At 55.3% G+C, this 20,743-nt stretch carries 21 protein-coding genes and 1 pseudogene; 7 read left to right on the top strand and 15 right to left on the bottom strand.

Going from position 1 to position 20,743, the window contains the following annotated elements:
• Both GGR95_RS18405 and GGR95_RS18400 read right to left on the bottom strand, forming a co-directional pair.
• Positions 1–363, bottom strand: a pseudogene (locus GGR95_RS18405) (type IV secretory system conjugative DNA transfer family protein); the annotation flags it as partial.
• A 20-nt stretch (positions 364–383) separates the two neighbouring features.
• Positions 384–572 carry a hypothetical protein gene (locus GGR95_RS18400; RefSeq protein WP_246423453.1) on the bottom strand — a complete coding sequence of 63 codons (189 nt, stop codon included), beginning with the start codon at positions 570–572 and terminating at the stop codon, positions 384–386.
• Between the two features lie 199 nt (positions 573–771).
• Here GGR95_RS18400 and GGR95_RS18395 point away from each other — a divergent pair, with 199 nt between their 5' ends.
• The 6 genes from GGR95_RS18395 (at position 772) to GGR95_RS18370 (ending at position 6,959) form a co-directional block, all read left to right on the top strand.
• Positions 772–1,362, top strand: a complete 591-nt coding sequence (locus GGR95_RS18395; RefSeq protein ID WP_184568334.1) for a hypothetical protein — start codon at positions 772–774, stop codon at positions 1,360–1,362.
• Positions 1,362–2,648: a MobQ family relaxase gene (gene mobQ / locus GGR95_RS18390; RefSeq protein ID WP_184568333.1), complete on the top strand. Its 1,287-nt coding sequence runs from the start codon at positions 1,362–1,364 to the stop codon at positions 2,646–2,648. Before GGR95_RS18395 ends, mobQ begins: the two co-directional genes overlap by 1 nt.
• A gap of 498 nt (positions 2,649–3,146) precedes the next feature.
• Positions 3,147–3,437: a TFIIB-type zinc ribbon-containing protein gene (locus tag GGR95_RS18385; RefSeq protein WP_037955031.1), complete on the top strand. Its 291-nt coding sequence runs from the start codon at positions 3,147–3,149 to the stop codon at positions 3,435–3,437.
• Positions 3,438–3,609: 172 nt separating this feature from the next.
• The gene (locus tag GGR95_RS18380; protein WP_184568332.1) at positions 3,610–4,053 is read left to right on the top strand and encodes a hypothetical protein; all 444 of its coding nucleotides are present in this window, start codon (positions 3,610–3,612) and stop codon (positions 4,051–4,053) included.
• 180 nt (positions 4,054–4,233) lie between these two features.
• On the top strand, positions 4,234–5,667 hold the full coding sequence (locus tag GGR95_RS18375; protein WP_184568337.1) for an alkaline phosphatase D family protein: 1,434 nt from the start codon (positions 4,234–4,236) through the stop codon (positions 5,665–5,667).
• Positions 5,668–6,014: 347 nt separating this feature from the next.
• Positions 6,015–6,959 (top strand): cytochrome c oxidase assembly protein, encoded by a 945-nt coding sequence (locus GGR95_RS18370; RefSeq protein WP_343042409.1) that lies wholly within the window; start codon positions 6,015–6,017, stop codon positions 6,957–6,959.
• A gap of 147 nt (positions 6,960–7,106) precedes the next feature.
• Here GGR95_RS18370 and GGR95_RS18365 read toward each other — a convergent pair whose 3' ends face one another.
• The 10 genes from GGR95_RS18365 to GGR95_RS18320 form a co-directional block, all read right to left on the bottom strand.
• Positions 7,107–9,110, bottom strand: coding sequence for a heavy metal translocating P-type ATPase (locus tag GGR95_RS18365; RefSeq protein WP_221385030.1), 2,004 nt, complete (start codon positions 9,108–9,110; stop codon positions 7,107–7,109).
• A gap of 350 nt (positions 9,111–9,460) precedes the next feature.
• Positions 9,461–10,975 carry a hypothetical protein gene (locus tag GGR95_RS18360; protein ID WP_221385029.1) on the bottom strand — a complete coding sequence of 505 codons (1,515 nt, stop codon included), beginning with the start codon at positions 10,973–10,975 and terminating at the stop codon, positions 9,461–9,463.
• Between the two features lie 43 nt (positions 10,976–11,018).
• Entirely contained in the window at positions 11,019–11,234 is a 216-nt protein-coding gene (locus GGR95_RS18355) for a WGR domain-containing protein (RefSeq protein WP_184568329.1), read from the bottom strand.
• Positions 11,235–11,237: 3 nt separating this feature from the next.
• Positions 11,238–11,834 (bottom strand): tyrosine-type recombinase/integrase, encoded by a 597-nt coding sequence (locus GGR95_RS18350; RefSeq protein WP_184568328.1) that lies wholly within the window; start codon positions 11,832–11,834, stop codon positions 11,238–11,240.
• Between the two features lie 222 nt (positions 11,835–12,056).
• Positions 12,057–13,493 carry a caspase family protein gene (locus tag GGR95_RS18345; RefSeq protein WP_184568327.1) on the bottom strand — a complete coding sequence of 479 codons (1,437 nt, stop codon included), beginning with the start codon at positions 13,491–13,493 and terminating at the stop codon, positions 12,057–12,059.
• 163 nt (positions 13,494–13,656) lie between these two features.
• Positions 13,657–14,091: a hypothetical protein gene (locus GGR95_RS18340; protein ID WP_184568326.1), complete on the bottom strand. Its 435-nt coding sequence runs from the start codon at positions 14,089–14,091 to the stop codon at positions 13,657–13,659.
• 122 nt (positions 14,092–14,213) lie between these two features.
• On the bottom strand, positions 14,214–14,630 hold the full coding sequence (locus GGR95_RS18335) for a hypothetical protein (RefSeq protein ID WP_184568325.1): 417 nt from the start codon (positions 14,628–14,630) through the stop codon (positions 14,214–14,216).
• The gene (locus GGR95_RS18330) at positions 14,623–14,883 is read right to left on the bottom strand and encodes a type II toxin-antitoxin system prevent-host-death family antitoxin (RefSeq protein ID WP_184568324.1); all 261 of its coding nucleotides are present in this window, start codon (positions 14,881–14,883) and stop codon (positions 14,623–14,625) included. Before GGR95_RS18330 ends, GGR95_RS18335 begins: the two co-directional genes overlap by 8 nt.
• A gap of 144 nt (positions 14,884–15,027) precedes the next feature.
• On the bottom strand, positions 15,028–15,276 hold the full coding sequence (locus GGR95_RS18325) for a hypothetical protein (protein WP_184568323.1): 249 nt from the start codon (positions 15,274–15,276) through the stop codon (positions 15,028–15,030).
• The gene (locus GGR95_RS18320) at positions 15,276–15,929 is read right to left on the bottom strand and encodes a ParA family protein (protein WP_184568322.1); all 654 of its coding nucleotides are present in this window, start codon (positions 15,927–15,929) and stop codon (positions 15,276–15,278) included. The genes GGR95_RS18325 and GGR95_RS18320 overlap by 1 nt, the downstream gene beginning before the upstream one ends.
• Before the next feature lie 224 nt (positions 15,930–16,153).
• Here GGR95_RS18320 and GGR95_RS18315 point away from each other — a divergent pair, with 224 nt between their 5' ends.
• Positions 16,154–17,362, top strand: a complete 1,209-nt coding sequence (locus tag GGR95_RS18315) for an HNH endonuclease (protein WP_184568321.1) — start codon at positions 16,154–16,156, stop codon at positions 17,360–17,362.
• A 55-nt stretch (positions 17,363–17,417) separates the two neighbouring features.
• On the opposite strand, the gene GGR95_RS18310 is transcribed toward GGR95_RS18315, so the two are convergent.
• The 3 genes from GGR95_RS18310 to GGR95_RS18300 all read right to left on the bottom strand — a co-directional run bounded on the left by GGR95_RS18310 (position 17,418) and on the right by GGR95_RS18300 (position 20,678).
• Complete coding sequence (locus tag GGR95_RS18310) at positions 17,418–18,464, bottom strand: replication initiator protein A (RefSeq protein ID WP_184568320.1); 1,047 nt, start codon at positions 18,462–18,464, stop codon at positions 17,418–17,420.
• A 265-nt stretch (positions 18,465–18,729) separates the two neighbouring features.
• A complete protein-coding gene (locus GGR95_RS18305; protein ID WP_184568319.1) occupies positions 18,730–19,308 on the bottom strand; it encodes a hypothetical protein in 579 nt (192 codons plus the stop codon).
• A 20-nt stretch (positions 19,309–19,328) separates the two neighbouring features.
• Positions 19,329–20,678 carry a type IV secretory system conjugative DNA transfer family protein gene (locus GGR95_RS18300; RefSeq protein ID WP_246423452.1) on the bottom strand — a complete coding sequence of 450 codons (1,350 nt, stop codon included), beginning with the start codon at positions 20,676–20,678 and terminating at the stop codon, positions 19,329–19,331.
• Positions 20,679–20,743: the final 65 nt, after the last annotated feature.

Here is a 20,743-nt window from a genome sequence, read left to right as displayed (position 1 = left end):
CTTGCCGGTGCGCGGGTTACGACCGATCAAAAGCCCGTCCGCCTGTTCCAGCGTCCGCAGTTCCTTTTTCCCGGCGAACCGTGCCGAGCCGTGGCTGTCGCGCCCAAACCCACCGAAGAAGTTTTCGGCACCGGAGCGCTCCAGCCAGTCTCGATATGCGAGGACAATGCCGATCAGCATGAAGGGTCCAAAGACCACCCAATGCCAAGCACTTTCACCAGGGTTCTCGCGGAAGAAAGCGAAGATGAACGGAGTGGCCACAAGGGTCGAGAACGCCGCGCCCAACAGCAGCCACAGGATCAGCCAGCCGAACAGGAACGGTGTCACGATCAGGCGTTGAAAGAACCTGAACAGACGATCCATGATCAGGCTAAATGTCCGCATCAGGACGAGGCATCCGGGCTAGTCGGAGATGGGGAGGCCGAGGGTGCGTCCCAATCGACAAACGCCTTCTGATCCTGAGCGCGGGGGAGGTTGCGAACGAGCCGATCCAGCATGGCGGCAGCGTTACTATCCCGTTCAGCCAGATCAAGCAGAGCGCCACCGAGGATCACTTTGCGGCGAGTGTCCATTTTGCGCTGTCTGGTGGTCTCACGATTCTTGAGCGCCTGTAGACGGGCCTTGGCCTGGGCGTATCGCTTTTCGGCTTTCTCAAGTTCGGTTTCGGCCAATGGTTAGACTCCGTTTCCAAAAAGAGCTGGATTGAGGTAGCGCTTGTCAGACCGAGAGATAGCGTTTACCCGTAGGCCTGTAAAGGACAAGGGCGCACTTATGCAAACTCTACACCTGCGGTTTCGAGATTTGCGTGCGATCCTCTTGGGGGAACCCCCCAGCCGATGGCCAACCCCTTCGCTGCGTGCCGCCGCGACATGGAAGGGCGCGTTGCCCCTTCCAAACCTTCCCAGACCAACCTTGGCGGTTGGAGCGCATCCGTTCGGCGGCGAAACGCTCCCCCGGAGCCTTTCTGAAAATGCCGCCTCACCCTCGCACCAGCGTCTCGACCGATGCCCCACGCTGGGGGCCGGTCTGACGATGGTGTCTCCGTTTCGGGAGCCTTGTGTTGTCGGACCTGTCGGTGCCAACACAAGCCGGGTTTGCTGGGCGCAAACCGCAAAGAACAATCCACATCCTGCCGCCCATCATAAGGCTGGGCAGGTTGTGGATTGTTCTCTGCAAGACCGTGTCGCAGTGGTCCAGTGGACCGCTTCAAACGGGCTGTCTTTTCCGCTCCGGCCCCAGCGTTGTGGGGCGCGGGCCTGCGGGGAAAAGACGGCTGACCTGACAGCCAATGTTGTGGCATTGGCAGGGGTCAGCAGCGGCGCGTCATCACGGTGTTTGCGTCTCTGTTCGGTGGTGCGCTGATGGCCAGCTACCACCTCTCCGTGAAGACGATCAAACGCAGCGCTGGACGCACCGCAACGGCGGCAGGGGCCTACCGTGCGGGCGAGCGCATCGAGTGCCAGCGTGAGGGCCGCATCCACGACTATACTCGTAAGCAGGGCATTGAGGAGACGTTCATTGTTGCGCCCCACAATGCCCCCGATTGGGCGCAGGACCGGTCCGCATTATGGAACGCCGCCGAGGCCAGTGAGACCCGCAGCAACTCCGTTACGGCCCGCGAATGGGAGCTGTCCCTGCCGTTCGAAATCAGTGCCGAGGTTCGGTCACAGATCACCCGTGAGTTCGCCGAGCAGCTCGTCAGTCGGTACGGCGTGGCCGTCGATGTGGCGATCCATGCCCCGAACCGCGAAGGCGATCAGCGCAACCACCATGCGCATGTTCTGACCTCTACTCGCAAGTTGGAAGCCGAGGGGTTTACCGCCAAGACACGGGTGCTGGATTCCGCACGGACCGGCGGCGTCGAGATCGAGCAGATGCGCGGTGTCTGGGCCGAGTTGCAGAACCGTGCCTTGGAGCGGGCAGGGGAGGTTGAACGGGTCGATCATCGGTCCCTTGAGAAGCAGCGCGAAACGGCCTTGGATCGGGGTGACACGCTATCCGCCGACGAGCTGGACCGCGATCCAGAGCTGAAGTTGGGGCCAGCGGCCAACTCGATGGAGCGTCGCGAGAAGGCCGCAGCGGAGCGCGAAGGGCGGGAGTATGTGCCGCTGACGGAGCGCGGTGCCGTGACCCATGCGGCCCGTCAGGCGCGGATGGTGTTTCAGGAAATGCGCGAGCGCTTGGATGTGGTGCGGGAGACCTATGGCATGGCCCGCGACGAGGGGCAGGGGCGTGTCTCTGCCGGTCTGGCCGCACTCAGGGCGGCAGTCGATAAAGACCGCAGTGGCGAGCGTGGAGAAGATGACGTTCGCGAGCGGTTGGCCGGTATCTTGGATAAGGGCGGGGGCGAGGAGCGGACCCTCGAAGATGGCAAGGAAGGATACAATTACGCCCGTGAGCGGCTGAAAGGTATTCTGGACCGTGAGGCAACGAGTGCGCCGCAGGCGTCAACACACAAGCTGGACGGACATGCCGATCTGGAGCAGGGCGTTGAACCTGGACCAAAGCCTTCGATCCGTGAGCGGCTGAATGACGTGTTGAACAAGCCACGTGAAAAGCTGGATATTGAGGATGATCGTGAGGTGGAAACGGACCGGGAGGCCGAGCAGGATCGTGAGATTGATCGCGATCCGGGCCTTAGTCACTGACCTGTCGCTCGTCCTTGATGGGGTCGAGTGAATGGATGTCGGCAATCCCCGGAATTGATGTGGGACTATTGACCCCTCCTGAAATGGATCGTTTTTTCAGTCACGGATTTCGTAATGGTCTTTCGAAAACAGGGGCAATTGCGCGAAGGCTTTTGTCGCAAATCTTTCATCAAGACGGCGGTTATCAGTGATTTGAAATTACGGCATGAGGCTGTCGCAATGCTTGGTGACGCGGTCACATTTTCAACGCACAAAAAAATATTACCGACCACCCTTGAACCTACAGTTACTGTAGATGTTATGTGCCTAAGATCGGCAGAAGTTGCGCGATAATTGAAACAAGTACGGGTGGTAAGAACCCGGGAATACCACCGTTATTGATAGCGGAATTTGTTAGTCTAGCCTGCCTCACCAGAATGAAAGGAGAACCACAAGATGGTAGTTGAATTGAAGGAACCGGGTCGGAACCCGGAACGAAATACAGGAAGAAGGGGAGCCATGCGCTGCCCGGTTTGCGATGTCGCGTTGAGCATGTCGGACCGGCAGGGGATCGAGATCGATTTCTGCCCCGATTGCCGGGGGGTCTGGCTCGACCGCGGCGAACTTGACAAGATCATAGAGCGCAGCATCGGTGAAGCGACACCACCACCGTCAGGCGCACGTGACCGGCGTGACGACGACGATGATCGTGGTTATCGTTCCGGCAAGCACGGCGGTGGACATCATGGTAGCGGATACGGCAAACACGGTTCGCGCCGGAAGTCCTGGCTGCACGAATTGTTCGACTGAGGAAAGAGACGGGCATAGGCGTGGGACACGGCGGCAGCGGCGGAGGAACCTCCGCCATTCGCCACAAGGGCAGCCTGAAATGGGACCTGGCATTACCCACACCACGATCCAGGTCGAGGATGCCGATTTGGCCCAGACCAAAGAGTCACTCCATGCATGAGGATGTATAGATATGGGCCATCATCTTTTCAGGCGTACGAAGTACCGGCGGAGCAGTGATCGATACGACGATGGTGCACAATACGAAAACTATGGCCGCTACGATGACAACGCTCCCGCGCGCATCCCACGCATCCCGGGAGCAGTTCTGATAGGCGGGATCGTGATCTGGTCACTGCTGGCGCTCGGTGTCTGGGCGCTGGTCGATCCGCTGCTGGCATGGGCAGCGGGCATGGCAGGTCCCGCAACCGATCTCGGCGTCGGTTTCGCGCGCTGGTTCGGCCTCGGCAACGAGGTGTCAGCGTTACGCGACGCCGCGAATGTGGACGGGTTGGTCGGATGGGCCGTTGGTCCGGTGCATTTGCTCGCCAAGGGCGGGCTGATACTCGTGTGGCTTGCTGGTTCTGCCGCGCTAATTGCGCTCCCGATTATCCTGCGGCGCAGGTCGCGGTGGTAGCGATTGTAGGCAAGACGGAGGCTCGAGTTTCGCGTGGCTTGGTACTGCGGCTGAAGACACCCCCATCCGGGCGAACATTCGGGCGCGGGATGCTTGAAATTCCGTACGATCCGTATTGGACCTGTACCGGTCGGGATCATCGCCCATGACGATATCGCCTCGCATTCCGGGCAGAACGCCATGACCGCTGCCCGTGCGCCCCTGATTGGCCCTATCCTTATCCTCGACAATATCGGCGATGGCACGCTGACGCTTTCGGCGCTGTTCATTGTGGATGGGGGGGAACACCCGCCGCCCGTCGAAACTCCCGGCGGGGTGCATGACGTTGAAGTATTGGCACGGTTCGACAGCGCGACGGTCTGGCGCACGCGGTTCGACCTGCCCGCCGACCGGCCTTCTGAGTATCACTGGAACGGCGAATCCTACCTAGTAGCTGGCGATTTGCGCGACGATCTGCGGATCGCGTTTGTGTCGTGCAACGGTGAAGAGATCGGCGACCTGGAGCGCGAAGGGTCGGAGCGCAACGCGATGTGGGCGCGGCTGTGCCAAGCGCACCGCGAAGATCCTTTCGCAATGCTGCTGCATGGCGGCGATCAGGTCTACGCCGACGAAGTCACGCAAGGCCATCCCCTGAGCGAGGACTGGCCGTCGCAGTTTCCAGACGATCCTTCCCAAGCCGATCTGGCCGATCTGCGTCACCACCTGCGCGAGCGGTTTTTTGATCGCTACGCTGCGCTTTACGCGGCACCGGAATTTGCCTGGATTGCCGCACGTGTGCCATCGCTGATGCAGTGGGACGATCACGATATCTGCGACGGCTGGGGCTCGCTCAGGCGATGGCAGACCCATTCGGTGGTCGGCCAGACGTTGTTCGCGGCAGCACGGGAAAGTTTTCTGATTTTCCAGCAGGCGGCGGCAGAGGGCGATCTTCCCGCACGGTTCCACGACCCGGCGGGGCACCACCTTGGCTGGGGTGTTCGTGCGCCCGGGTTGCGCATTCTGGCACCGGACCTGAGATCGGAGCGCACGCGCAGGAGTGTCATGGGCACGGGTGGATGGTCAATGATGGAAGCTGAAGCTGCAACAGGGGCGTCGGGCCGCACGCTCCTGATGTCGAGCGTGCCATTGCTTGGGCCGCGACTGTCGATCCTCGAGGCGCTGATGGTCGTCATTCCCCGTATGCAGAAATACGAGGACGATCTGCGCGACCAGTGGCAAAGCCGTGCTCATCGCGCGGAGTGGGCGCGGATGTTGCGCCTTGTGCGGGACATGGCGCGCGCCGACGGGCAGAACCTCACGGTGGTTTCCGGGGAGATTCATCTGGCAACGCGGGCCGTGATGGGCCTTGCAGAGGGCCTTCGGATCGACCAGCTTGTGGCGTCCGGCATCGCGCACCGGGCACCCCCCGTAGCTTGGGCCAGGTTTCTCGGCAGTCTTGCACAATTGGGCGAAGCACCGCTGCCTCGGCATAGGGTCCGCATTCTGCCGCTGCCAGGACAGCGCGGACGTTATGTCGCCCAGCGGAACTATCTTGTCCTGGAACGACGATCGGACACGTGGCAGGCCACTTGGAATCTCGAAAACAGCGGGCTTACGCCTCCACTGAGCCTATGATTGGCCTGCAGAAAGGAATATTTCCGGCGGCAGAGAAAATGCCCCTTGAACCTAAAGTTGCTAGAGGATGTACCCGAAGCCGAAACAAGGATTCGTCGTCGGGTGGCGTGATTTGAGCTTTTCAGCGATTCGGACAGAGCAGTGCGGGCTGGCAGGTGGCTTCGGCTTCATCAATCGGCCCAATGTCCGCGCGGGACCGCCTTTCGATGATGTACCCATGACGGAAGAGGCAGGAGCAGGTTTTCGAATGTCGCAAGTTTCGGCTGACAGATCGACAGACAGACAGGCAGGAACCAAACATCAGCTATTCCATCCTTTCTGATCCGCTCGGCAACGCGATTTCGCCGGTGTCGCTGTTCTTCGTCACTGTCGCGGCATGGCTTTATATGCGTGGAATTGGCAGGATTTCGCGTTTTTCCGAGCGGGTTCCTGCCTGGCGGCAGGCCCTTTTCCTTGCCGGTCTGGCCTGCATCCTAATCGCCACGAACGCCCCCCTTGCCCCCTTGGGGCACAAGCTGTTTTCTGTGCATCAGGTGGAACATCTGCTGCTGCGCCTTGCGGGGCCGCTTCTTATCGCGACGTCCCAGCCTTGGCGATTTTTGCTGGCCGGTCTGACGAAACGCTGGCGTCGTCACCTGCGCGCATTCGGTAACAACGCCATCCTTCGGCTCATGGCACATCCGGTATCTGCCACCGCGTTGATCGTCGTGGCTCTTTTCGTCTGGCAGGTTCCACCGCTCTACGATCTGGCACAGCGTATTGCGGCGCTTGAAATGCTCGCCCATCTGTCGATGGTGCTGGCGGGGCTTTGGTATTTCGGAATGCTTTTGGACACGCGCGATCCGCCCGAGGGCGCGCGGCGTGGCGCAAGGCTCATGTCGGCGTTCGCAGTGATTGTCTCAAACATCTTTCTGGGATCTTTGACAACTCTCAAAGAGGTGAGGCTTTACGACCTGCAGCAAGCATCGCAGACAGGCAGCGCCTTTGAAGCGTTAGCAGATGAAACCATTGGCGGTTACGTGATCTGGATACCGTCCTCCATGGTTCTGATCGCGGCGATCATCCTCGTGATGAACGGATGGAACGCGGCAGAGGTGCGGCGCTGGAACAACCGTCATAACCTGATGCGGGGCTCGAACTCGGCTGCGCTGGAATTTCCCGAAACCGCCGAGGAGTTACGCCTGAAGGTGGACAAGCCAAACCGCGACATGGGGCGGACACTTGCTCTCGGTGCCTTCGCTATGTTCTCCATCGTCATGATCACGGTCATAATGATCGTCTATGCGCTTTGACTCTCAAATCAACTTGCCTAGGCGCGAACGGTTGTTCGTCGGGCATCAGACTCGGCATTTGTCTTCAGGTTGGTCGGATCCATCCAAATCTTGCCGAGGCACCCGTCCATTTGACCGTCCCACCCTCGGATGAACAGATGCCCGACGCTACGCCGATTTGACGCGATTGTCCTTGAAAGCCAGCAATCTCAAGGCATTGGCAACGACAACCAGTGTTGATCCTTCGTGGACCAAAACAGCCGGTCCGATCCCCAAACCAAACAACGTCGCCGGAATGAGCAGTGCAACAACGCCAAGACTGAACCACAGGTTCAAACGGATAATGCGGCTGGTCTTGCGGCTTAGGCCCACGGCAAACGGCAAGGTCTGTAGATCATCGGCCATCAGCGCGATATCGGCCGTTTCCAGCGCGACGTCCGACCCTGCGGCCCCCATCGCAATGCCCACCGTGGCATTGGCCATCGCGGGGGCGTCGTTCACGCCGTCGCCGACCATCGCCACGCCACCGTCCGCCTTGAGCGCTGCAATTTTGGTTACCTTATCCTCGGGCATCAGATCGCCGAACGCTGTGTCGAGACCGACCTCCTTGGCGACAGCATTCGCGACATTCTGGTTGTCACCAGAGATCATCATCATCCGCTTCAGTCCCAGATCACGCAGCGCGGCGATAACCGAACGCGCGTCTTCTCGGGGGGTATCCATCAGGCCAATTGCGCCAAGATACCTGTCGCCGCTTCTGACGATCATCGTCGTGCGGCCATTTTGCGACATCGCCTCAACCGTGCCCCGCAAGTCGTCGGGCAAAGGCAAGCCTGCGACACTTTCAAACAGGGCGGTCTTGCCGATATGAACGACCTTGCCATCAACCTTCGCAGACACGCCCTGCCCGATGATATTGGCAAAATCCGAGGCTTCGGACGGCAAATCGCCGAGGCGGTCTTTGACATCTCTTACAACGGCCTGTGCCAGCGGGTGATCGCTCAGCATCTCGACGGCGGCACTGACCTGCAACAACTCTGTCTCGGTCGCATCGCCGTAAGGTGTGATTTCGACCAGATGCGGTTCGCCGATGGTCAGCGTGCCGGTCTTGTCAAAGGCAATCGCGTCCAGATGCCCCATGGCTTCCAGCGGCGCGCCACCTTTGATCAACACGCCGCCACGCGCGGCGCGGGCGACCCCCGATAGAACGGCACTGGGCGTCGCGATTGCCAAGGCACAGGGACTGGCCGCGACCAGAACGGCCATCGCACGGTAAAAGCTCTGGGCGGCGGTTTCGTCCAGAATTAGGAACGAAAAGCTGGTCACGAAGGCCAGCGCAATGACGCAGGGCACAAATATCTTTTCGAATTTCTTGGTAAAATTCTGCGTTGGTGACTGGCGTGTCTGTGCCTCGGCGACCAGTGTCACCACCCGCGCCAATGTCGATTCACCCGACAGTTTCGTGACCTGAACATCCAGGCTGCCGCTGCCGTTGATAGACCCAGCAAAGACGCGGGTTTGCGGTGTCAGCTTGTCCAGATTGGCGGCGGCAAATTCGGGATCATCGACAGGCAGTTTGTCGACCGGCGCACTTTCGCCCGTAATCGGGGCCTGATTTACGGCACTTGATCCCTTGACCACAAAGCCATCCGCCGGAAGACGTTCGTTGGAACGGACAACGACAATGTCACCCACCAGCAGGTTTTCGATCAAGACGGTTTCGGTTTTGTCACCCCTGCGGACCAAAGCCTCGTCCGGTGTCAGGCCGGCCAAGGCCGCCACGGCGTTTCTGGCCCGGCCCATGGCGTAGTTTTCAAGGGCATGACCAACGCTGAACAGAAACAGCAGGAAGGCCCCTTCGGCCCATTCCCCCAGAATGGCCGCACCCGACGCGGCCACCAGCATCAGAAAATCAATCTGGAACTGACCCTTGGAAATTTTTTCAACGGCCTCGCGCAGGGTGAAATACCCACCGAAGAAGTAAGCCGCCAACAACAGGCCAAATCCGAATTGTTCGGACATTATGCCGTATTTCGGTCCCAGCCACCCAAGCAGCAGGCAAATACCGCACAAGACGGCAAAGATGACTTCGGCGCGTCCACCGAGAATCCGGTTCAGAAAACCGCCGTGCGCGTGGTTGTGACCATCGTCCGGTGTGTGATTTTCGGGCATATTCTCTTCCTCTACAGCGTTAAGATCGGCGACGACTTTCCGCACTCGAACATGCTTCACATCGGAGGCAGGCGCTGTCTTGGAAAGAAATGACTGATTACATGGTTAATTTTCGCTATCGATAGATCAAGGACAATGTAAGGAGTTAGCACGTCCAAGACGTTACGTATGAGGCAAAGACGGTCTAGCACCAACCTTTCGGGATGAGCTAATGGTACCGGCCAAAAACGGTCCGTTGTGCCGCCCTACCCTGCCCCACCAAAAATCAAACACTTAGTCGTGACAAAAACATCGGGCAAAAGCTTTGCGATTATGGCAGGTTATTGCCTTTGAGAGCTATGGCACTGGCGTCAACCGCGTTTTGGGCGATCATTCCACCACGGTAGCAAACGCCCTAAGTCATTGGCATAAGGATAACCGCGCTTTTCGGGCAAATCATCGCCATTTGCATCGCGAAACATTGTATCCAACCGCCAACCTATTCTCTCGTCCGAGTTGGACTCAATCAAAGCTGCTTTGAAGCTGGTGTGGGTGGCAACTGAAAGCACTCTTTCAAGTTCTGGAGCAGCGACAAATGTAATAGGCCTCCGATCAACTGCGGTGATTTCAGGGTCTTTTTGATCAGCCAAATTTTTGGCATCCTCTAACACTTTTCGCCGCAAGGACTCTGCCATCGTAAGCCAGTTATCCAGCGTCAACACGACCCCCACAGCATCATCTCTGACACCTCGCCCCGTGAAACCACGACGACAATGCGAGAAAAATCGCCAAAGTTGAAACACAGCCTTGGTCATATCTTCGTAGCCTCTCGCAGCCATCGGGTCTTTGCCGAACATTGCTTCTTGGGACATTCTTGTGGCTTTGCATTCTACTGCAATATCCAAATCCCCATCGACCATGCAGAGAATGTCGGGAGACGCAAAGGACTGCGGCTTCTTTTTGTAGCTGAATTCACGCTCCCATTCTGGTCCAGCAAGGGATTCAGAAAGATATCGAAAACAATAATCTTCAAAACGTCGCCCGTAGTCGTCTCTGATAGCGCCGCCGCCACCGACGACATCGTAGAACACACCAGACGTAACGCGTTCAAGGATCAACTCAGGTAAGGGTGCGCGGACTCTTTCACCGTTCTTTCCGAAACGCAGGCAAGGTGCTTGGCGTAGTATGCTTGGTTTGTCAGCGGTATGAATGACCTTACTCCGCCTCTCTCGCGCTAGCTTTGCTGCATTCGGATAAGGTAAGGCAATCAGAGCAAGAACTTTTTCTATTTCCTCCCACTTCACGTCTAGCGTGGCCCAAGTGGCATTGTTGCGGATAACAGGAAAATTCATCAGACAGACAAACAGCATGAAGCCGATTTGAGAGAACCGGTTTAGAGAAATTCCATGGGTTTTTTCAAAATAGCTGGCACACTCCCCTTGCCCATAGACGTAAGCATTTCGGTAGAATTGAGGTATATTTACAAAACCACGTTGCCAGTCGAACTGCCGAGCGGCTATCCGACCCATTTCGATGAAGATGTCTTGTTGGCTTTTCTGAATACTGAATTCTGCGTTTTCAAGATCCCTGAGCCAGTTGGCACAACTAAGTGACGACTGGAAGTGGTCCCAACGCAAAGTACGTACCTTACCCGATTTCCTTAGTTTCGCTTTCGGGACGGTCATCAATTCATTGGCAAGCGTTTCAATCTCCCATTGCTTGATAGATAGCCTGTTTGAAAACTCAGCACCGATAGCGCCGTCCGGTATGGTGCTTGGATCAAAGTACTTACGGGCAACGTCTGGTGTGTCAGTTTGGAGCATCCGCGTTGCCCAAAGCAACTGTATGAATTCTTCATTCCCAGCGGCTTCAAGCAACTTGTTCAATTTTTTACGGTAGTATGCTCGCATCTAGCCACCCAATAATAGATTAGTCATAGCCTCGTTTTGCCTTGTCCATTTGCAAGGCAAAACGGGCGTCTTTGGCATCGTCTTCACTTCCAAACCAATCTGTGCGCACCCGCCCCGAACTGCCGATCCGGCCCCACTCCCGTATCAAGCCCCAGTCTCCGAAGAGGCCTTTAACGATCTCTAGGCGATAGTACCGATAAAGATTAGCGTCCGGGTCTGTTCGTGTGAGGTGCATCGGTCAGCTCCACATCTTCGCAGCAATGTCCTGCTCTTCTTTGCCAATCGCGTCGGCGTAGATCGTCGTGGTGGACAATTGCGCATGTCCCATCCACTTTTGCAGCATGTGCAGCGGGATGCCCTTCACCACAGCATTTATCCCGAAGCCGTGCCGCAAGCCTTTAGGGCTGCGGTGCGCCGCATCGGCTATCTTAGCCTCGATCATCACGCCTTTGACGATCTGCCAGACTCTGACACGGGACAGCGCCCAGATCGGCACATGCGCCAGCTTGCGCGATTTCTGCGCCTCTCTGATGCCGTGCGCGGTGTTCAGGGTATCGAGAAACTCTGGCGGGACTGGAACGGCACGGTAAACCGCTTTCTGCTCGCCCGAGCTGTCCTTGCGTTTCTTGAGCGACCTGATGGCCACCGCCCCACCGGAGAGGTCGATGCGGGCTGGCGTGATTTCGATCAGCTCTGAGGGTCGACAGCCGGTGTAGTGCAAAGTCTCGCATAGAGTGCGATCACGCGCTGGCCGCTGACGGGCCACGGACAGAAATGCGGCCCGCTCTTCAGCGTTGAGGTACAGGCGGTTTCCATTGGGGTCATAAAGGGTCATTTCACTCACATTTAACAGTTTACCCGAAGACTGTTAAACGACAAGGCCCAAAACTGTCCCCTGCCCTATCCGTTGACGTTGATTGCGTACGGATCATTTAACACTATTACCAATTCTGTTAAATCATCATGATCCGCACTGGATTTATGTACCACCCTACCCCATCGATCTTACAGGCGTGGTCGATGTGGTCGAAAACCTATGGTTTATGCACCATTCAGGTCACTCATCTCGAATGCGCTTAGTCGTACTTTCTATGTGTTCCGTGATCGCTGCCGTTAGCTTTTTGCAGACCTTCTCAATAAGAAATTCAGGATCAGCATCCCATTCTAATTTATACCACCGTCTGATGACTTCAGAACCATTGGTTGCGAACGCATCCCAATCCATACGCGAGTGTTGAGTGAGCACCTCGAATACGTAACAATGTTCAAGGCTTGGTGCGCAGCTTAATTCTAACTGTAGCTGCTTAAGAGCTCGGTACTTCGGAGTAAGTTTGAGCTTAATTTGCGCTCTAGAGAGAGTGCAATTTAACCGCAGGTCATAGTGCTCTTCCCAATCTTGATTAAATGATGCCATCACGCCGGCTAAGGCTGTTTCGAAGGGTGAAGACTTCTTTTTCTCTCTCCTAACTTCAGCGGTGACAAGACGATCATATCGTTCTTCACGTGACAGTACGCGGATCATAAACTCTTCAGAGGCCGTCTCATAGAAATCGGAATGATTGGTGATTTCGTCTTCAAAAAATTCGGCAAAATCACTCGCCCCAAATCTATCAGCAACGCCATCAAAAATCTTTCCGATGAGTGCCTCTGCATCTTCTGGGGTAGCCATTTTGTCTTCGATAGCTGCGAGCGCCTGTAATGTAGTTAACGGTTCGACTTGCGTTACTTCTAAGCTGTCTTCTTCAGTTGCATCACCTTCAGTAACACCATCCTTGGACGACCAAATCGTCTCAAGCTTTTTCTTGAAGGTAACCAGCTTCTTTACGTCATCGACTAACCGCTCTCTACCAGTGCCTTGATTGACAAAGAAAGGCGTCTGAGCATCGTTGCCGATAAACTCATCACGTAGCGCGTTTTTGATGTCTGTATAATAAACTTCACCCTCTGTTTTTCTAACACTTGCTTCCAGAAAAGCACGAGTAAACTCACTAAGCTTTTCGCCACCTAGAGACGTCTGACTATCAAGTGATGACGAAAACTGAAGAACATTTTGTAGTCCGTTTTTTGCAATTTCAGGCACCACTGGCGCGCCTTTAACTAGAGGGGTGCCTGAGAAGCACGCATCAAACACAGTGATAAGAACTTTAGGGGCGGCGGCTCTAAAAATATCGATCAGGTCACTATGCGAAAGCCCTGTCTCATTTGGGCGCGAGCCGTCAAAGCTTGTGCCACACAGATAGAGGTCATTAGCAATGTGGCTTCCATGGCCTGAAAAGAAGAAGAAAACCTCTTCGTATTCTTCGTTTAATGACAACGCTTCTCTAACCACGGTTCGCATCCCGTCAGCATCTAAATTTACCTTGGGTATGATTTCATCAAACCGTCCGGTAGCTTCTAAGAGGGAATGGAACGCGGACACATCTTCGCGGCAGCATGGGAGATTATTTTCGTGCGCATATTCTGCGTTACCAACTAAAATTGCTAATGATTTCAAAATTTTGCCTTCTTAGTAATGGATTGGGTGAGTGACGATTCATACTTCAACCAACGACGTCTTTACCCATGAAATGGCCTATAAGCCCTTGTATGTTAAGCGGAGAGGCGCAAGAAGACCGGCGTTATTTTCACTATGACCCTCAGTGAAAAATTATAGTCAGCTATTCTGGTATGTTCGACGTCATCTTCCTGATCCGAGCTGTGAAGCTGACTTTGGCCGCCGCAAGTTCTTCATCACTCAGGTCCGGCTTTGGTTCCAAGCATTGCAGACGCGCTGCGACATGGGGCGCCACATCCTCAAACGCGCAGTGCAGTTGTACTGCAATGCTTGAAGTAAAAGTGTCACGATCCAATTCGGCGCTTTGTAGCCCGCCCAACGTGCGTTGAAGGAAAATGAAGGCCGAAGCGATATCTCGGTACCCCAAGGCGGCAGCTTTTTCGAACTTACGTTCATCGAGAAGACTATCAAGTATATCAAGAGCCTTGCGCAGATTATCGGCTGCTTGGGCAACGCCAGCAACCTCACACATGATCGTATCATCAATGGCTTCAAGTTCCGCCGTTCGTGCTGTCAGAATAGTGTCAGCGTCTGTCATACCCGTTTCCAATTCAGTCAAACCCCTACCCTGCCGTACTATCCAAAGCCCTTCTGCGGTTCTTTACCCATCTTTGCGCACACATCAACGTAGTCTTCGACGACCTCATTCAGAGTGCTGCTTCAATCCTGCCGATTGACTAGGCTTGCCCGCTGTTCGCGAATTGCCTGAGCAAATCTCATAGACATGACTTTCAGAAACGCCTTGGAAAACGCACCTATCCCAGCGTTTGGTTCAAAGTAGAAACTCGCTTCCAGCTCATCGCGGTTGTATTCATCAAAGATGATCCAAAGCCGCTTATACTCGGACAGACCCGCACGGCGGATTTCTGTCGCTGGTATTTCCAAGGCATTTTGATCTTTGGTCGGCTCGGTCCCGGTAATGGGCAAGAGATAGAGCAATGTTGATTTTGCTGAGACCGGCACAACAGCTGACAAGGCTGTTGGACGGGGCTTGCGACCGCCCTCCTCTCCAGCATCCGCTTCGCGCTTCCAAAGATATGGGTAGCGCCAGATGTCGCCAATTTTTGGCTTAGTCATCGCTGTTAATCACATCATCCAACACGGCCAAAAGCGCATCTGCCTCTTCCTTTGGCGTGTCAGCCGTTGCACGGACGAGGCGCGGATCAGCCCGCGACGTCAGATCGTCAAACATGTCGCGGGGCATCAAGACAAACCGTGACGTGCCGTGATCAGACAGGCTCACAGGACCGCGTGTGGCGGCAGTCCAGACATCCGTAGCTTTCCGGTTCATTGCTGTTTTTGGAAATTCTTCTACGATCCGCGTGTTCATACTGCGCTCCTTTACGTACTAAGCGTAAAGTACGTAATTTAAAACTTTTGTCAAGGCAATCTGCCTTTCATCACATTCACTGGGTTGAGCAACAAATCTAAAAATTGCATGCACCGCGCAAAAGCGCCCTGCATGCAATCATGCTTACATGTTTTGCGCTTTGTATGCTTGCCACATCCTGAGAAAAAGCTGCTTCTTCGAACCGTGACTAAATCCAAATTCGCGCCCTGCTTGCTCAGAAAACTCTTCAAAAACCGCTTTGGGGATACGGACCTGAAGCGGCTTCAGCTCAACTTTTTCAGTGCGTGTGTCGTCTGCAATCACGTCGGGCGTCACATCTGCCGGTGGTGGAGCGCCCTTGCTGCGTTTCAACTTGGTGATGTTCGTAGTCATTATGCCACCTGCCGTTCCTGAAGTTCTGCCATTTTGTCGATAACGCTCTGCGCCAGCTTGGCGGCACGGTCATTAAGGGTGCGGAACGAGGTTTCTGTGATTGCCTTGCCCATGTCCGAAGCCGATCCATAAGCCGTAGAAACCGAAACTTCGCCATCAAGAACCAGATATCCAGCTTCTGTCAGGTACTGCCTTGCCGCGACATTCTCACGTTCGCTGCCCGTGGTCTTGAACATGGCGAAGGCAATCTTCTCAGGCGAGATACCCTTCTTGCGCAAGCTATGTGCGAGAACGACACCAGGATGCAGATCGTCAATCGTCTGCCCCGTTGGGATCACGACGAGATCAGCGGCCTTGGCGATCTCCAATGTTTGTTCAGAAGCGTTCGGTTTGCCATCAAGGATAAGCGCATCGAAGCGAGGCGCATCTTCAAGCGCAGTCTTGACCGAAGCGAAGCTCTGCACCTGCATTTCCGGGGTAACGCCGTTTTCGGCCCGACGACCTGCCCAGTGAGCGCAAGTTTGCTGCTGTGTATCCAAGTCCGCGATCTTGGTCGTGAGACTTCCCGCAACGAACTCTCTGGCCATCATGCGGGCCAGAGTCGACTTTCCAACGCCTCCCTTTTGGGAGACCATTCCTATGATATAGGTCATTGTTACTGCTCCAGTTCACCTGTTTTGCGCGATACTAGCATGCTTGCAGTATTAGCGCCAAGCATGAATAGCGACTTAGCGCTAATGCGCCTTGCATGCAATCATGCAGATTTTCACAAATAGGTGCTTACTGGGGATGACCCCGATCTTGGGCCTGCGCAAGTTTCGCAGGTTGCAGAAAATCTACCATTTGCACACAGTAAGCAAAAAACAGGAACCATCCCATGTCCGAAGTATTGCAAGCTCTCAGAGATAGTGCTGACCCACTCGAAAATGATCTCGCGCAGGTTTACGACCATTGGCAGGATGTCAAACGTAGTAAAGGTGCGCGTGCCAGTCTTGGCTACGAGCCACGGGACATCAATACCCATGGGGCGGTTACAGTTATTTCGGGCCGCGTGCTGAACGCGTCTGCCGGATTCGAAGAGGTTGATTCCAAGCAGAGCTATGAAGCGATTGTGTTGAAATATCCTGAGCGGTTCACCAGCGACGTTATTGCCGCAGCCCAACAACGATTAAAGCTAGGCGCTAGCAAAGCGCACTCTTTCCGGCAGCAAGATATTCAGTATTTTATCAAAGCCAGTTCACTCGAGTTGTTCGACGAGCGCGGCGTACAGCCCTCTGTCAAAAGCTGGATTGGCCGTACCGTTCAGGTTCCGAGCCTTCATAAGGAGAACATCTACGTTGAGGAGTTCCTTGCCACTGGTTTTCGAAGTTTTGTTTGGCTTCACGAACAGGAAAAGGAAGGCGAACGTGGAAGGGGTCTCACAGCAGTTGTCCACTTTGGGCCAAAACAATCAGACCAAAAGGTGCAGATTTTAGATGCCGTCTTTTTTGAGCGCCCCGTCGGAAAAGAACTCTTGCGAGCACAAAAAGGGAATGAAGGATTCATCTCCCAAATTGATGCAAGCCGACATAGCCGAACGTGGCCTGTTTCAGAAGTGGATGTTGAGACAATTTTCTCTGCCGTACGAGAGAAGATTCATAAGATCGCTGAGTACGAAAATCAAAACCCCGATCCAAATGCCGCTCAGAGTCTTGAAACAACCGAAGATATTACGGCCTTGCGCCAAGTGGTTCTACGTCGATACCAAAACGCATTTCGAAAGGCGTTGTTGGCACAACGCCCCAACCAATGCGCCATCACAGGAACCAGTGAAGTTTCGGTGCTCGAAGCGGCACACATCATCCCGTATGCTGCAAAATATGCCAACCGCGACAAGCCTGAGAATGGTCTGCTTCTACGAGGAGATATTCACAAACTGTTCGACGCGCATTTAATTTCTATCAACCCGTCTACCAAGGAGGTGGAAGTCGCAAATATAATCAGTTCGCCAGACTATTTGTCAATTCGAGGAAAGGTCATTGAAGACGCCGTTTCGACCGTGAGCCTCACGTATCACTTTGGTATATTTCAAGAAATTCAAAAATGAAGTCGCGCTAATCCGTAGTGCTGCAAAATAGTAGCATGAATGCATGCAAAGCGCCTTAGCGCTTATATGCGCCACGTTTTCTGCAAAAGCTCAGGAAATGTTTGTTCGGGTTCTTTACGCCAATGCCCTTTTCTAACACCCACGAACGCCATTCGTTTTCCAGATGATACATGTCCCAACCTGGAGCGAGGTGGCGTGCTTCTGCATGTGTGTCCGGCGCAAGCCGCAGCGAAGACAAGGGGAAGGGAAGGGCGGCTTCCCGCATACCTTTCTTGGGGCGCACGATCACGATGTCACCCTCTATGACAAAAGCATAGTCAGGCATGTGGTCATGTTCCGCATCGTCCTCGATGATCTTTCCCAGCAGGCGGCGAAATTCCTTGAGCGTAGAGCTTGATCCACACTTGTCGCGAAGAAGCTCTGTTCCAACCTTCCATGCGCTTTGCGCCCCGCAGTGCTTGCGTGCAATTTCATAAAGCCGACGTTCGAGAGGCTTGCGCAGTTTGAAATATTGACGATTCAGGGTCAGAACGTGATTGTTCTCAATCGCATCAAATACCCAATCGGACAGCGTGACTTCGACATCGAGCATGCGACCGTCACGAGTTTCCTTCACAATTTCCGCCGAGTCTATCAGGCCGAACACCTTGAAGTATTCTTTGCCGCCTTGGCGCAGATTGGTTTCAATTTGGGTGCCTTGCAGACGACGCAGGGCGTCCTTCAACAGCTCATAACCGCGCCCAGAGGTTTGCCGATTGGTCGCCACAAGCAAATCATAGGCTTTGAAGCGCATACGCCTCTGCACAGGTTGCCCGTCATTGAGAGCGGCCATGCATTGGCTGATACAGTAGATCAGCACGTCACGGTCATGGACGGTGGCCAGCCCAGTACGGGACGGCGCAATCTGAATCCAGTTTTCACCACGCTCATAGCGACGTGTCCGCATGTCCGGTTTTGTTGAAAGGGTGAAGACAGGATTTTCCATTGAGGACATATCCCCTTTAGGAACCGCGTCGACGATATCGCACACGAAAAGGTCACGCTGGGGGTGTCTGTCAGGGAGCAGCGGCGAACGCTGGGAAGGCAAAAGGTCTTTCGTCATTTCACACACCACCTTTCCAAAGTAGATTCGTCATTTCACACACCACAACCTACTATCGTCACTTCACACACCTGTCGTCAAGTTTCGTCACTTCACACACCATCTTTCGTCACTTCACACACCGATTATCGTCACTTCACACACCGATTCCAAATTTTCAGGCTGAATCGTTTATATTTTTCATAACCTTACGCGAACCACAAAATCGCGTAACCCTATTATAACACTATTTAACTCACTCAGATGATTCAAAAGAGCGCCACCTTCACCAAAACCAACCATCGTTTGCGTCCTGCACACAGATCGGAACGCCCGTTGTTGTGGAAGTCCATAAACCGCCAAGGACAGCGCAGCCGGATGGGTAAGCTGCTATGAAACGAGGAAGAACAAGCAGACCGACCACGAACAGGACAGCGAGACCACCTGCAAGCCACGGCAAACGTGCTTTGAACCGTTCCACTTTGGCCTCACGATCACAAATGCGATTGATCAGATCAGCGCGTTGATCGGTCAGGTGCTTCACAACACCGGCCAGCTTTCCCCTTTCCACAGAGAAATTGTGTTCGGTTGCGATCAAATCAGCCGTGACATCATTGAGCTTGGTATCAACGGTTTTGGCTATCAACTCGCCATAGAGCTTGGGATTGGTCTGGTCCTGCGCCCCAACCGCCGCTGATCGTGCCTCAGTCGCCCTGAGATTGACCTTGGCCAGTAATTTGCCCTGTTCATCCATCCGCTCAGACATTCCCGCCAGCGCCGTGGCAAACAGCTCAAGGCTGTCGCGCATTTCATCATCCGAGAGGGTCGGGAAGGCGGGTTGATCCGGTGAGGTTTTGTCAGACATGGGGCAGCATCCTTTTCAGATCATTGGTCCTGCGGGACAAACAGCCCGACAAATTCGCGGTCGGCGTAATAGCGCAGCTTTTGTGTTATCGCCGTGGGCTGGCCTTGAACGCGCAGAAGCTGGAGTTCTTGGGGAAGCTGCATAATCTCATCGGGGGTCAGCAGATCGCGGCCTGTGATTGAGGTGCCGGTTGTCGGCACATCGCCCGGTTTGCGGCTTTCTGTCTGATAGCCAATAGTTTCTTGTCCCATCGTCTGACTGATCCACTTGGCCGTTTCAAAATCATTGACCCCGAAGACCTGTTGCACCCCGGCGTTCGCCACGAAGGTCGAAGCCCGCGCCCCGTAGAGATCGCGGAGCTGGCTCATGTCCTGCAAGATTGGCCAGAGCTGAAGCCCGTAGCCCGCCATCAGCCCCATAGCGCGTTCCACAGCCTCAAGACGCCCCAGAGCCGCAAACTCGTCCAGCAGGAAGAGGGCAGGGCGGTTTAAGCGCTCCACGGGCCGCTGTGCGGCGATTTGGGGGCTGTGAGGCCCTGCCGGTGTCGCTGACACTGCCACAGATGCTATCTGCTCTGCGTCCCGTGCGATGTCCTGGAGCGCCTGAGACACCAGAAGGCGCAGCCAACGGCTGTAGGCGTCCAGGCGGTTGGGGGGCAGCACAAGGAAAATGGACGTGATCCGGTGGCGCAGGTCCGAGAAATGGAAATCCGACCGCGCCATCACTTTGGCGATCCTTGGGCTGTCGAGGAAATGGGTGTGGCGCTGCGCGTTGGACAGGACTGAGGCGGCTTCCCGTTCCGCCTTGCCGACAAACTTGTTTGCTGCGCGGGCCACCAGACCGTCCGCTGCATCGCTGTCCTGCATCAGCTTGAGCAGCGCCGTCATCCGGTCCGGGGGCAGGGTGAGATATTCCCGGACGGCCCCAAGATTGCGCCGCGCCGGTTCTTCATGCGCCACGCAGAACATAATCAGCCCGGACAGAAAGGATTTGGCCTCTTCGTTCCAATGCGGATCACCGGACTGCCCGGCGGGGTCCACCACCAGTGCGTCCGCCAATGACATCGCATCTTCGCTCAGGTCAGGGCTGTTTGCGACAAGCCGGTCCAGCGGATTGTAGGACGCGGACGGCCTGCCCGAGACGCCGAACGGATCGAGGACATGGACCGTGCCAAACTGTTCGCGGGCCGCCCCCGTGATCCGGGCATTCTCGCCCTTGGGGTCGATGACCAGCACCGAGCGTTCCGCCAGCAGCAGATTGGGGATCACCGTGCCGACGCCTTTGCCCGCCCGTGTCGGGGCAAGCGTCAGCAGATGGGCAGGACCGTCATAGCGTAGGAGCTTGCCGGTGCGCGGGTTACGACCGATCAAAAGCCCGTCCGCCTGTTCCAGCGTCCGCAGTTCCTTTTTCCCGGCGAACCGTGCCGAGCCGTGGC

It is taken from the genome of Sulfitobacter undariae, assembly GCF_014196805.1.
Lineage (GTDB): Bacteria > Pseudomonadota > Alphaproteobacteria > Rhodobacterales > Rhodobacteraceae > Sulfitobacter > Sulfitobacter undariae.
Note: the sequence above shows the minus strand (reverse complement) of the source record. Positions and strands in the feature narration are given on the sequence as shown.